General features: G+C 35.6%; 11 protein-coding genes. 2 read left to right on the top strand and 9 right to left on the bottom strand.

Annotated features, from left to right (window positions below; genetic code table 11):
* Positions 1 to 10: 10 nt before the first annotated feature.
* The 5 genes from JCM9140_RS16120 to JCM9140_RS16100 all read right to left on the bottom strand — a co-directional run bounded on the left by JCM9140_RS16120 (position 11) and on the right by JCM9140_RS16100 (position 8595).
* Positions 11 to 3712, bottom strand: a complete 3702-nt coding sequence (locus JCM9140_RS16120; RefSeq protein ID WP_034748802.1) for a DUF6079 family protein — start codon at positions 3710 to 3712, stop codon at positions 11 to 13.
* Positions 3713 to 3724: 12 nt separating this feature from the next.
* Entirely contained in the window at positions 3725 to 4171 is a 447-nt protein-coding gene (brxF, locus tag JCM9140_RS16115; protein WP_034748799.1) for a BREX-3 system P-loop-containing protein BrxF, read from the bottom strand.
* A 199-nt stretch (positions 4172 to 4370) separates the two neighbouring features.
* Positions 4371 to 5327, bottom strand: coding sequence for a DUF8370 family protein (locus JCM9140_RS16110; protein WP_034748796.1), 957 nt, complete (start codon positions 5325 to 5327; stop codon positions 4371 to 4373).
* A 268-nt stretch (positions 5328 to 5595) separates the two neighbouring features.
* Complete coding sequence (locus tag JCM9140_RS16105; RefSeq protein ID WP_034748793.1) at positions 5596 to 7536, bottom strand: DUF2075 domain-containing protein; 1941 nt, start codon at positions 7534 to 7536, stop codon at positions 5596 to 5598.
* Positions 7537 to 7785: 249 nt separating this feature from the next.
* Positions 7786 to 8595: a hypothetical protein gene (locus JCM9140_RS16100; RefSeq protein WP_034748790.1), complete on the bottom strand. Its 810-nt coding sequence runs from the start codon at positions 8593 to 8595 to the stop codon at positions 7786 to 7788.
* A gap of 249 nt (positions 8596 to 8844) precedes the next feature.
* Between JCM9140_RS16100 and JCM9140_RS16095 the strand changes: the two genes are divergently transcribed.
* A complete protein-coding gene (locus JCM9140_RS16095; RefSeq protein ID WP_052002322.1) occupies positions 8845 to 9114 on the top strand; it encodes a helix-turn-helix domain-containing protein in 270 nt (89 codons plus the stop codon).
* 52 nt (positions 9115 to 9166) lie between these two features.
* Positions 9167 to 9655 (top strand): competence protein ComK, encoded by a 489-nt coding sequence (locus JCM9140_RS16090; RefSeq protein ID WP_034748787.1) that lies wholly within the window; start codon positions 9167 to 9169, stop codon positions 9653 to 9655.
* 491 nt (positions 9656 to 10146) lie between these two features.
* On the opposite strand, the gene JCM9140_RS16085 is transcribed toward JCM9140_RS16090, so the two are convergent.
* The 4 genes from JCM9140_RS16085 to JCM9140_RS16070 all read right to left on the bottom strand — a co-directional run bounded on the left by JCM9140_RS16085 (position 10147) and on the right by JCM9140_RS16070 (position 12939).
* Complete coding sequence (locus JCM9140_RS16085; RefSeq protein ID WP_034748784.1) at positions 10147 to 10335, bottom strand: hypothetical protein; 189 nt, start codon at positions 10333 to 10335, stop codon at positions 10147 to 10149.
* Positions 10336 to 10448: 113 nt separating this feature from the next.
* Positions 10449 to 10784 carry a hypothetical protein gene (locus JCM9140_RS16080; protein ID WP_034748781.1) on the bottom strand — a complete coding sequence of 112 codons (336 nt, stop codon included), beginning with the start codon at positions 10782 to 10784 and terminating at the stop codon, positions 10449 to 10451.
* Positions 10785 to 11083: 299 nt separating this feature from the next.
* The gene (locus tag JCM9140_RS16075; RefSeq protein ID WP_034748778.1) at positions 11084 to 11569 is read right to left on the bottom strand and encodes a TIR domain-containing protein; all 486 of its coding nucleotides are present in this window, start codon (positions 11567 to 11569) and stop codon (positions 11084 to 11086) included.
* Positions 11569 to 12939: an SIR2 family protein gene (locus JCM9140_RS16070; protein WP_235715379.1), complete on the bottom strand. Its 1371-nt coding sequence runs from the start codon at positions 12937 to 12939 to the stop codon at positions 11569 to 11571. Before JCM9140_RS16070 ends, JCM9140_RS16075 begins: the two co-directional genes overlap by 1 nt.
* Between the last annotated feature and the right edge of the window lie 165 nt (positions 12940 to 13104).

Here is a 13104-nt window from a genome sequence, read left to right as displayed (position 1 = left end):
GCTTTCCTCCTTATTTCTTGACCATGATCCGTACACGATTAGTAGGGTTATTGCCTACCAATGCATTTAACATCATTTCAAAGTTCTTCTTTACTTCATTAACTGTCAATGGATTACCGTCACCCATCATCTTTACCATTTGATCTATATCAACGATTTCTTTATGAATCCCTTTTAATAAATCATTAATTATTTCAAGTAGACGAATATCTACTGGCAATGTAAAGTGCCCGTCCTTTACAAACTTTTTAATCAATTCCTGTTGCTCACTAGTTAGTAATAAAATACTTTCTTTCACAACAGGATCATTAAGGTTTGTTAATAGTGTCTCTGTCCAACCATTCAATAGTTCACCTAACCGATCTTCTAGTTGTTCTAAGGATAAATGTTGTACTACACCTTCTTCTCTTGGATTGAACTTACAGTATGGACAAATTGGTGAGTGCTGTAAAGCCTCTCTTGTTAAACGATAACAAGTTTTCAATGCCTGAATTGATTTTGTCCATTCTTCCAGCGCTTGCATAGGAAGAAGCTCAACTTTTAAAGCTAACTCCCTCAAAGCTTTATACTGATTATCCTGAAGCAGTGCTTGTTTTTTGTTCTCTTCTGTTGCATTTAATCGCGCTGTCTCGTGAAGACCTAAATAGTACTCAATATATTGATCTTTTAAACTTTCCAAATCTTTTAACTCAGCAGTGCAATTTTCATTATTTTTTAAAGCCTCTGCTAAATTATCTAGTGCAATATCAACTTCTTCCAACCATTGACGATTCGTAGACATAATAAATTTTGCTTTGGATAAATAATCAGCAACTTTCGTGAAGTCATTTATTTTTGCTTGTAGTTGTTCCAATTGAGGTATTACATCAAGGTTCTCCTTCTGTTCTTCAATTTCAGAAGGTGTATATTTTAAATTTGTTAACTTAGCTTTTGTATTATAAACCTGTAAACCTTCAAGAAATGACTTTAAACTTTCTAGTTTATCGATAAACGTTGTCTTTTCTTCATTTGTAAATAATGGACCATCCCAAATTTGAAACTTTGTTCGAACATCATTCATTAGTTTTACATTCTTTTCAATGGCTGAACGTGATTTTGAAACAATCTGTTTGATCGCAAAGTCTAGCCAAGTATCATCATGGACATTTCCACGCCCAACCTCAAACATTGAAATTAGAGCATTAATCGCCGGGATAGGTAACCCATTTGGTTTTTTGATATGATTAAAATTGGTTAACGTTCGAATAGGAACTTTAACTAATTCATCAAAGTTCATACCTTCATATGTTTTATTATCAATTGTCAGTACAATTTCACCCTCATGTACTAATGCAGCAAGAACAACTATTAACAGCTCTGGTTCCATTTTAAATTCTTTTACAAGACGAACATCTTCTGTACCTTGGACAGTATAAATGGTTTCAATTAACTCGTTTTGGTTAACAACTTGTCCCTGTCCTTTACCCTCTAAATTCTCTAGTATCCACTTTGCAAAACCTGAATTTCTTACATTAATAACACCATTTTGATCGATTAATACTAAGCCATTTAAGATTGCCTCACCAGCATTTGTTTTTCGCCCGTTAATATAGGCTAGTGCGTCACTAATATAAGTACTCATATTTTCTTTTGTTAAAAACGATCTTTCTAGTTTTCGAAAAGATGGATACAACTCATACTTTTCTTCAAACCACTGACTCAGTAACCCTTCAGAAACACTATCAATGATATCGATGAGAGTAGCATTTTGGGGTAAGAACATCCCAAAGTCAAATACAGTTCCTTCTTTCCCACGATATTTAATATCAAATGCTTGGACAAAATTTGCTTTAATCCATGTACTTACACTTTTTAAATAACTTTTTACTTTTTCATCATAAAGACGCTTAGTTGTTGCAGCAGCATCATCACTCATAGCACGAGCTCCACCATATAATCGTAGCAACCACATAAACTGTTCATCTTTATTTTTTAATGAGAAAAAAACTTCATCTGCTTTTTCCTCATCTTTAAAGTTTGGTACTTCAAATGGCTGAAGCATATAAATGTAAAAGTCACGTTCTGGTTGGGCAGTAGAGCGTTCATTAGGTGCACCAAAGAATAGATAACCTTGTCGTTTTATTCTACGGTCCTCCCAAGGAACTTCATGTAACCAAATTTTATATCCTGACACATACGTGTTATCCGTTACTTCTGTTGCTTGTTTTAAAACTTCAAAATAGTATCTGTCGAGCTGGTTATCAGTAAGGTCTTCCCCTCTCTTTTCAATGAGATCGTCAACAGCGATATCCTTTTTAACATCTAAGTAATATTGACCACTTTCTTGATTCGTAGAAATATATTGAAAGCTAACAGTTGTCATTATTTCTTTAACTACTGCTTCTATCGTGGTTTTTAAAAAATCCGCTGCTTCATCTCCCATATCTAGTAGAGAGCTTATATTTAAAAATAATGAGTCTCTCAACTCATCAGATGTCAATCCTACCGGGGCGTTTATATCATCTGTTGCTAATCGATAAACTGCTAAAGCATGAACGATACGTAGCGCGGATGGTTTATATGCTGGACGTTTCAAACCATTTTTCACACGATCTTCTAATGTTTGGACTTTATTCATGACTTCTTTAACATTTGGATCACTTCGTAATGAAGAATCTTCCAAAATGTACTGCCAATATTGGTCAAATGAAACAAATCCAGTCTCGGTTTCTGGCACTGTTTCAGTGAGAAGCTTCCTAATTTCTCTACTAATCGTTTTAAGGACCACTCGCTTTTCTGCAATGTTTACTTTTTCAAACGTCTCTAAGTAAGAAGGATGAATTGGATAAAGATTCACAAACATCTCCATATCTTCGCTTAAGCGATGGTATAGTGGTTTGAATTTATCTAAATGCTCACGAATCAAAGCTTTTTGCTTTTCATCTTTTTTTAATAGACGCTCCGAAACAACGTAGGCAATATCTTCACGAACGATACGAACTTCTTGGAAGCGTTCCTTTACTCGGCGTAATGAGTCGGCGACAAATTGGAATTTCGGATTATCAAATAGCATTTCCTGTACACCGGCAATAAACCTGAATCGAGATTTACTACATACTTCTCCTATTTCCCGCAAAAACCCTAGGTCTAACGTCAAATCTTGCTCTTTACGGCTCCGTAAATAATCCAATAATTCATCTACTACTAAAAGCAACCCTTGGTCTGGATACTCCTCATGAAATAAGTCCATCATTTCAAACAGCATATCTTTATTATTTGTCACCGCATCTGCTTTTGGAAAAGTATAGTCTATGTCTAGCTTGTCTAATTCTTTTTGTAAAACATTACAAATGATATCACGTAGAGTCATTTCCACTGCACCGATTTCGGTACGAATCACTTTGAACTTACCTTCAATCTCTTTAGCCTTCTCTGCCACACGTTTGTTGTTAATGTATTGGCTTGATCCGTCTTGTTCAGCAATTGTAGAAATAACACTCATTAAATGTGATTTACCTGTCCCGTAATTACCTACAATTAAAGTTCCTTTATTGTCAACCATTCTTTCAAATTGAATTTGTTCAAAAATAAATTCATCTAACTGCTCTTCCATGCGATTAGATATAACATATGTACTCAATAGATCAAATGCTTTGTCCTTATTATTTGCATCTCTAAGTTGGACAACCGATTCCACAGGTTCAAATTGAATTAATTGATCATAACGTAACATAACTATTCCCCCTTAGGATTTAACAATTCTTCCTTCAAACTCGTTGCATACGAAATATTCAGGATGACCAGGTTCTGCGTATATTAGTTTATTTTCCTCAAGTACTCCTGGCCAAGAAACGATTAATTTGTATCTTTTACTCTGATTTTCTAATAAGCGAACAGGATTAATATGGAGCTGTTTATCAAAAAGGATTTCAATATTCCCTAACCAAAACCATTCACTGTTAACTTGTTGAAAATAATCACTTAAAATATCTTCCACATACAGTGGGTATTTTGCCTTAGATAAATCTTTTAGTTTTTCACTTAAAACTAAGTTTACATTAACGTATGGAATGTCGAATTTTTTAGAAAGATATTCAACATTATCTGTTCTTTTCACAGCATAAAAAATGAGCTTATACCAACGAGATTCCAAAGCGTCGATCTCTGATTGTAAAATTGTTAAATCACTCATTTCAACTTCACCCTAACCATTTTTAGATACCAGTACTATTATACCAATTGGTTATTGTTAAAAACAGGAATAAATTCTTCCATAGCTCCGATAATAAATTTTTAAAACATCAGAAATTACGAACAAATAGCCTGACCCCGAGTACGGTGAGGCTTTGTACGTTTGGGGTCAGGCAGTTTGATAAAGCTGGGGTTATATACTAATTCTGTTCTTCCAAAGCTTCATAAGAGTTCTGAATAAACATTTCTATATCCTCATCACTCATTTTATTGGAATTACCACCTCTTTGGGTGTTTTCAATATTATTTCTGAATTGTTCAATCATAGATCTATTTTCCATAGTCATTCTGGACAAATACGGTTTCATGGTTAAATCAAGATTGTCCAATTCATGAGCAAAAATTTCCTTCTTAGGTGCGAACGTTGAACTTCCTGGTCTATTTTGATGTATAATCGTATTTTCTTCTCTATTCACTCTTTGTCTCCATAAACTTACTACTTGTTGCCAATACCTATGTGCATTATATAGATAACCTGAAACTACTATTTGTTTGGGAATTAGCACTATAGGGTTTCCGTCATATTCTGGAACTAATTCTTCAATGGCTTCCCAGTTATGCTCAATATGATTCCAGTAAGACGTAGTCAATGTGTACGTTGGATTTATTCCATGATTTACACATTGTTCTTGAGTATAGGTTATTAACTCCTGTTTAATTAAACTTGCAACTAAATCTGATAGCAAGTCTTGTCCAAAATCAGGAACAAAAACATGAAAATCCTCAATTCTACCAACTATCTGTTCATCTAGTAGTCCTTGTTCGTGAACATAATCAAATACTCTTGACAATGATTCTTCAGAATTCCCTAGGCCGCGTGGAAACCCTCTTGTAAGACCCAAGAAAATTTCATTTGATTCACCCGAGGACCGAAAATAATCTCTTACTTCATGAGTTTTTCCTTCAACATATAAATCAAAAATAGTATGAAAGAAATCATTTACTATGTCACTACACCTTTGAAAAATTGGAGATTCTTCTGCGTTAATTCTTGTGGGGTCTATAAAAAGTCTGTTGTCTGAATCAATACGAATGTTCAGAAAGTCAAAGTTTCCTTGATGACTATCTGGTAATCTAAAAGCTTCAGAAAATCTCATTGGTATCTCTCCTAATTTTAGTTTATTAAGCAGAAACATAGATGAATTTAACAGACTGTAACTATCCCCCTCTTACCTGTGTGATCATGACTTATTTTATCACATATTGGAAAATAATGAATTAATTTGTTATTGCAAGAAATTTGCATTTTCTTATATTATTCACAACACTCAAAGTTATTAGTTTAAACAGTGAGTATCAGGTGCTTTGCTCTTAGAAAGATAATTAGGTCACCTACTTATAAACGATTCCTTTACTTAAGTAACTTCACTCATACCCCTCATCTTCCTCCGCCACATTCCCAACAAAAAACTCATTCTCCCCGTAAACCTTACTACTCTTCTCATACCTCTCCCTCAAATACTTCGCAAACTCCCCATCGGTACAGTAAACAAAACACCCCTTCTGCCCACGAGTCATTAGCGTCCGGTACGTATTCCTGATAATCTTATCGGCTAGTTGCTGGCCTCTCTCAGGATCACTCTTCATCATCTTTTTTAATCCCTTTAACGAGTTATCTGTCTTCGCTCGTGCCGTATGGTCAGTGATCACATGTCCATCGACACACTTCATGTCATCACCTATAATGACACCAACATAATCAAACTCAAGACCCTGGCATGTATGGATACAACCAGCTTCATTAATAGACTTTGGATCGATGGCCCATGTTGCTGAGTTATCTAAATTCCAGCTCATCTTGAAATCAAATTGATCTATGACAATGTCATAATAGTTAGTGTTGCTTTTCCCCTCTTTTACCCAGTTCCAGCAGTACCCTGCGACGATCCTGGATTTGTTGTTGGTCTGATTGAGAGATTCGATCTCTTTCCTCATCTCGCTAGGGTCATCATAGACGCGGAAATCATAGTGACTTCCCATGTAATCGGCATTGGCCGTTTCACGGATTTGGAGGACGTCATCTAGCCAGGCCAGATAGCCATTAGATCCGTTACAGCGGAATTGTGACTCAAGCTCCATGATTTCAATAGTTGCATTTGTTGCACCTGCATATTTTCTGATTTCGGCGATGCTGCCAGCGTCCTTTAGAGTGACACGTTGGCGTTCGTCGATGAAGAAGATCGAGAACTTTGAGGATTGAATGATCTCCTTTGTTTGGTTTTCACCTAGGTGTTGGAACATGCCTGATTTTTCATTTAACCGATGGGCTTCATCCACGATTAAAGCATCAAACTCATCTTCTGGTGCATTCACATAGCTACCAGAGCCTTTGAATAAGTTATCAATATGACCCTTGCGAAAATCCTGCTTCAGCTTGTTAGCATAAATGTTGCGTGGTGCAGCATTTTTGGTAACATATTGGCAAACCATACTTTGCTTGGTTAACTCAACTAGCAGATTAATTGCAAGAACGGACTTCCCCGTGCCAGGTCCCCCTTTCACGATTAACACCTGCTTTGTCTTCGTACGTAGCGCCTCTTTGGCCATATGAACCGCATGTTCATAAACTACCTTCTGCTCATCAATCATCACAAACTCCTGGTTCCCTTTAAGCATGTTGTTCAGCGAGTCTTGTAGAGATTTTGAAGGGCGAATACGGCCGTTTTCAATTTGATAGAGGTTCTCCTTATTATCACCATACTTGATATAACGTTTGATAAAATCACGGAGCTGTGCGGCTTTCCCTTTCACAAAAACAGGCGCTTGTTCAAGATAGAACTCATATACAGGGTGAGTTAACGGATCTTGTTCCCCTTGATCTATGTAATTATGAAGATACGCACATGGGTGAAAGATGATTTCACTCTTTTGCGCGTTTTCGTTGTAGTCTTTGATTAGAGCTGCGTATGACCAAGCCTGGTAAGATGGATGGGTTGTTTCCCGTTGACCACGATTGATCAACGTTTTGACGATTGCTTCCTTCCCCTCAATGACCTCGACTGTCTCCCATTGCTTTAGCTCAACAATCACGACTGAGTTTTGCGCGTCTTTTTTTCCTGAGATTAGAAAATCGACTCGTTTTGAGGTATGAGGAATCTTAAATTCTATTGCGACTCCCGCGTTATCGGGGATTTCGGAGTCACTTAAGACACGGTACATGTATTGCATCGAATTATCCCATGAGCGTACTTCACGCTCGTTGATTCGACCGATCTTTGAGTTATAGTTACGAACGATGTTGTTGACGAGCTCGTCCTGGAATACGTCTTTTAGAAATTCGGTTTTCGTTGCTTCGTAGACGATCATAGGTATCACATCCTGGTGGTAGAGTTTGGTGGTGGTTTTCATGCCTGTTTCTCTATCTTTTAATGACTATTATACTAAAAATTGGTGGATATTAGTGAGTTTTGTCTTTAAAATGTAGCACTTCTTAATAGAATACGTTTTGAATAAACATAGAGCCGGCATCTAATATATAGATGCCGGCTCTTGTTTTTGTTCTGTAATTTGATTAGGTGCCTAACCCACAGTAAGAGTATCACAACACTCTAAATATTAAGAATAAATAACCTCATAGTTAACAAATCTTTGTTCTACGGTAGAACCAAAAATAGCAGGCAAACGATTAAATTTTCCTGTTAATCCAATTTTCAATAAATACACATATTCTTTACAATCTGGCTGCAACGTTACATCATAAATTTCACCTGATGGAGGGTAATAGGAAACTAGATATTTTACATTCTCACCTTCGTCTTTAAAGGAAAACGAAATATTAATAGAGGGTAAAGAAACCTCATGTGATCGTTTCATTGATTGATCTGATTTTTTTGGATTTACACTATATAACAAATAGTTGGTGAATTTTTTTCTCAGGACTATGTTTTGAGTAGCATTAACAAATAGCTTAGCAATATCTATTGCTTCCCTGACTTCATGTTCATTTGGTGAGATATAATTATGCTCCATTTCATTCCTTATATTTCTTATCTTAGATACTAGAAATGCAGGAGCTATTTCTAACGCTTGAATAAACCTTAATTTTAAGGAGCAGTTAATTTTAATGTTCAATTCACTTTCAAAGTCTAGAATTACCTCTCCTAAATATGAATACTTTTCATCTTTAAAATTCTTGTAATCATAGCCTAGATATGAAAGAATCCAATCAACCTGACAATCAATTGCCCGCTTAGCATTACTTAGTGCATCGATCAACCCTTCTCGACTTCCTTCACTAAAATTAGTCTCCGAAAAGGAGACAAAGTCTTCAGGTGTTAATTCAAAGATTTCCAAATCGACATATGAATTTCCATCAAGTTCAACAATAAAAGAATTCCACTTAATTCCACATTCTGAGTTTAACAATTCAACAGTCCTCCTTAAAATGTTTACAAGTCCATTATTCTATGATCGATATTTTGAATATATGTAAACTCACATGTTGGTAATGAATGATGGTGGGGCCTTCCTTTTTTGGAGGGCTTTTTACGTACCACTACTTCTCCATAAAAAAAACCTATACCAATTTCCATTTTATCCCTTTTTACGGCGTATAGACGGTTCCTCTTCTTTTCTACCAATCTCATAATAAGTAGAAAAAAGGAGCAAAAGCCGGTGGATTATGATGAGCAGATCAATCGATACATTGGAAAACAAATCCAAGGATTACGCAATGAAAAAGGTTGGACACAAAGGAAACTTGCTGAAGCAGCCGATGTTGACGAAAAGCACCTTGGCAAAGTAGAACGCGGCAACGCCACGACTACCATTCCTTACCTATACAAATTATCTGCAGGACTTGGGTTAAACGATCCTCATCTCTTACTTAAGACCGCCTCTCAAGAAATCTATCCAACGATGAAGAGAGAAAAGGAAAAACAATAAACGATTTATGTAAATAATTATTTTATCATCCCCCAAAAAAGGAGCCCCGCCTATGAACAAACTCATCCTCTCTCACTACGAAATTAACCGCGACACGACTGCGCTCTTCTCAGCCAATCACATTGACTACTGCACCGTCGTCTGGGAACGCGAGCAACTCTATTACATAAAAAAGCCTGTCCTCCAACTTGTGAAAGAAGGCTGCCTTGAAGGTGGCGCTGATTATGACGGTCGAAAAACAGCCGTTATTTACAAAACGGGGATCCAAAGCCGTATCCCGATCCCCATCAATCCAAACGAACACATTTATGCCTTTCCAACCCACTCACCTAAACTTCATGAATGCAGCTGGATCTTCTATCACCACATCAAAACAATCAAGCGTCACCCGAACCCACAACAATCACTTATTCTTTTCAAACATGGCAAAGAGCTTCTTCTCGACCTTTCCTACCATACATTAGAAAGACAAGTGCAGCGTACCTCTCACTGTATTGTTCGTTTTTCGCATCAGGAGCAAGTGTCTGGTTATTATTTTTAATATAGCAATGATTGATGAATAATGTTTGTAATTAACAGCCAAAACGTAATAACCTCATCGTTAGAATAGCTATCGAATTAAGTAAGCAGTAGGACGGTTCTAACAGGGTCAATTAGAAGTTTCGCGTGAAAGAAGGCACAACGAGGAAATTCCACCTGCTCGTTGTGCCTTCATCTATACTACATAATACTTTCGCAAAATTTTTGATTCTCTTACTTCTTTCGGATATAGAAAGCGTGAATCCATCCGAGAATGGTAAAAAAAAATTCCAATTTGATAAATCCGTGTTCATCTCGCAGTTCAACGGCAACAAACGGATTTTTCTTAATTGTTAGATAACAATATAGTGTAAATCAAATTTCTTCACTGATCTAGCTCACTTCTCTTTACACAGCTGACAATTCAAATTAGGAATGAGTTCTCACATTAGGTGAAGCAAGCCACTCATGAAAGCGCGGCGACGGTTCTTCTGATTCCTTCGATTAGCGAAACTAAAGAAGCACTAGAACCTCCCCTTGCTTCGTCAAATCCCTCTTACTAAGAATGTATTCTTCTATATCACGACCATCATAAAGTTCTAATAGAACCGTATTGCCTGTTGCATAAGTTATCGTCACCCTACTTGCACCATTATAAAAATCATTAATTTCGATTAATTCTTCTACACTTAATTTAAGCAATATTTCCACCCCCTTTTTCGTTTACTTCTACATTAAAGCGATGACTACTGCATTTTAAAACAAGTATTTTATAAACATTTTCGGAAATTTAGAAAATTAAAAAGACAAGGATATCACTCCTCGTCTTTGTCCAAATAAATAGGATTCAATTTTTCTACTTGTTTTAAACACTCGAAAATCGCATCATCAACTAGAATATACTCGCTCAGGACAGAATCGATATTTAGAGTAAGATCTTCAAAGGTTGCAAAAACAAGATCTCTAATCTCTGTATTAAAAACTTCAATTAAAGAATTTTCTTTATTAATCTTTGCTAGCCTTTTACCAAACAAAAATAAAAAGTACTGAAATTGAGCGAACACCTCGTATTGCTTCCAGTTGATTCTTTTAAAGCGTGTAATAACAAATTGGTAATCTTCGTAATGGAATTCAACAATTTCATTTTCCATTAGTTTTCTTGAGTGATTTGTTTGCTACAAGTGTATCTCCTCCATTATCTTATGAAAATTTATACATGATGACTCTTCAAGATAATGAAGTAAAAACCTTGATTTTTATCGGTTGAAATACAGTATTAACAGAATTAATGGTTAGATATAGTATACGTGACTAAAGTTGATTTTAGAGGCTGTTTACCCCTAATTTTTGTGTAATATTGTACCCTTCAAGACTGAACAACGTAATTCCAGTTTTTTTAATGAAAAAAAGGATAGATTTTCTACCTATCCGTAACGTTTCTAATTCTATTTTACTTTCCAGCCTTCTTAGCTGCTGCTTCAATCCATTTACCTAAATTATCTCGTCCGTTATCATTTACCCAATCATAAGTAGGATATATTTCTGAAAAATAGACATTTTTTCCGTTTCGTTCGTAATACCAGTTATCGAAAGGATTTTTCCCCTTCGCATCAGTTCTTCCATTTACATCTTTAACACGGTGTATATAGACACCTATTAGCCCATTACCTCTTTTTGCACTTTGTTCAATTTCATACCCAACATACTTTCTTTCGGATGTTTCACTCCCAATAAGGACAACAGTTGTACTAGTACCTTCCAATTGTTTATTAATCCAATTTTTAATTGCCTGATCACCTTTTCTTTTAACCTCTTCCCAATCTGCTTTATCAATAAATCCTGATTTATCTCCCTTAAAAAGACCACTATTTCTTACTTGTCCTGCTCTCCAAGAATCCTTTTCAAAATGAAAACTGAAAAAAGTTTTTCTAGCCATTATTCTCCTCCTCTAATTTCAATAACTATATCTGTGACTATTTTAATTAGTTGGTTAAATTCGATTCCGTCTTCACCTAGTTTAATAAACTTATCTTTTAAATAAGGAAACTCAGGGTAATATCTCTGAAAATCGTTTATTACCTGTTCCCATAACTTGCGGCTAGCATATCCTGTTACACCAATAGGAATTACTTTTGCGTTTTTGTCTACTGCAATATCAAACTCTCTAATAACACCATTTGCCTCTACTACAATATCTTCGTCTGATTCTTCCTTCTTAGTGAGTTTATTTCCAAACATAAAAATAACTATTCCACATTCACTAATGAGTTGTTGACGATATTCTTCCCATAATTGGCCAATTTCCTTTCCATTTGTAGCATATTGGGGAAATGGCCTCATGATTAAATGTTCATTTATATTTCTTGTACCTGATTCTTCCATTCCTTCCAACACACCATTTATAACTGCACTACCCACTCCTAAACCAAATCCAGTTGCCACCTTGAACTCTTTTTGATTCAATGTTTTACTTAGTTTATGAATAAAATCTTCTGCATTTATGCCCGATACTTTATAATCATTAAATTCATGTGCGCTACCAGATATAAGAAGGTTATTTCTATTGTATCTTTCAGTGATAGTTTCCAAAATTGCTGTTATATCCTCATATTTTTTTACAATCAAGGGCTTAATAGAATATCGCTCTAAATCAGCACATTTTAATTCTTGTCTGATTTTATCGTATTGAAATTGCTCTTTTCCCTCTGCATTATTTGGATAATCCTCTTCAGCAACCTCTTTTATAAAATAATAATGGGTACGGGTATGGTCGTCTAACAAAATTTTAATTCTGCTCAATATATGCTCTAAATTCGGGTCTTCAAAACTAAAGCCAATAAATAAAAATGTTTTAGAAACAAGATCACCTTTTAGAGCAATAGTGAACATCTGGTTATTTTTCTCATATAACTCATAATCATTTTTAATTAAAACTGCCTCATCTGCTACTTCCACATCACCATGCATTTTGTAAATAATAGCATCTCTTTTACTTTTTATCACTGCCAAATCATTAACTCGCTTTTTAACATCAGGCTTCTTCCCTGCTTGAATTAAGGCTTGTTCAATTAGTTTGTCGTAATTAGTAGTCCAGTAAGTTCGTATAGGTAACTCTGCAATGATTTCATGATTGCGGTTTATTCTACCAGTTTGACTAAAGTGGTTATTTATCAACTCCGTCAAAGGTGTTTTAGTTTTTGAATCGTTGTAGATATATTGTGCCAACGATACCAAGTCACTTTCTTTATCTACATCAAGTCCTAGCCTTGCCGCAGGACGTCTTAATAGTTCCTTCCAATTAACCACACCTGATGGTATAGATAAACCTGCACCTGCAAAAATTGCAGCATTTCCTTCCTTTAATGCACTAACATATTCATCTATAAAGTTATTAATTTCTCTACCAACTCCAAAGCGGTTCCTCCCTTTTACTTCAGAGACCCATTCTCCTTAAACTTTAGTAATTGTTCC

This window comes from Halalkalibacter wakoensis JCM 9140, assembly GCF_000513095.1.
Taxonomy (GTDB): domain Bacteria; phylum Bacillota; class Bacilli; order Bacillales; family Bacillaceae_D; genus Halalkalibacter; species Halalkalibacter wakoensis.
The sequence above is the reverse complement of the archived record's forward strand: the minus strand, read 5'-3'. Positions and strand labels throughout refer to the sequence as shown.

Bases quoted from the DNA above. Each gene is read 5' to 3' on its own strand.
- JCM9140_RS16120 (WP_034748802.1), bottom strand. From the start codon at position 3,712: ATGTTACGTTATGATCAATTAATTCAATTTGAACCTGTGGAATCGGTT.
- JCM9140_RS16110 (WP_034748796.1), bottom strand. From the start codon at position 5,327: ATGAGATTTTCTGAAGCTTTTAGATTACCAGATAGTCATCAAGGAAAC.
- JCM9140_RS16075 (WP_034748778.1), bottom strand. From the start codon at position 11,569: ATGGCTAGAAAAACTTTTTTCAGTTTTCATTTTGAAAAGGATTCTTGG.
- JCM9140_RS16090 (WP_034748787.1), top strand. From the start codon at position 9,167: ATGAACAAACTCATCCTCTCTCACTACGAAATTAACCGCGACACGACT.
- brxF (WP_034748799.1), bottom strand. From the start codon at position 4,171: ATGAGTGATTTAACAATTTTACAATCAGAGATCGACGCTTTGGAATCT.
- JCM9140_RS16080 (WP_034748781.1), bottom strand. From the start codon at position 10,784: ATGGAAAATGAAATTGTTGAATTCCATTACGAAGATTACCAATTTGTT.
- JCM9140_RS16105 (WP_034748793.1), bottom strand. From the start codon at position 7,536: ATGATCGTCTACGAAGCAACGAAAACCGAATTTCTAAAAGACGTATTC.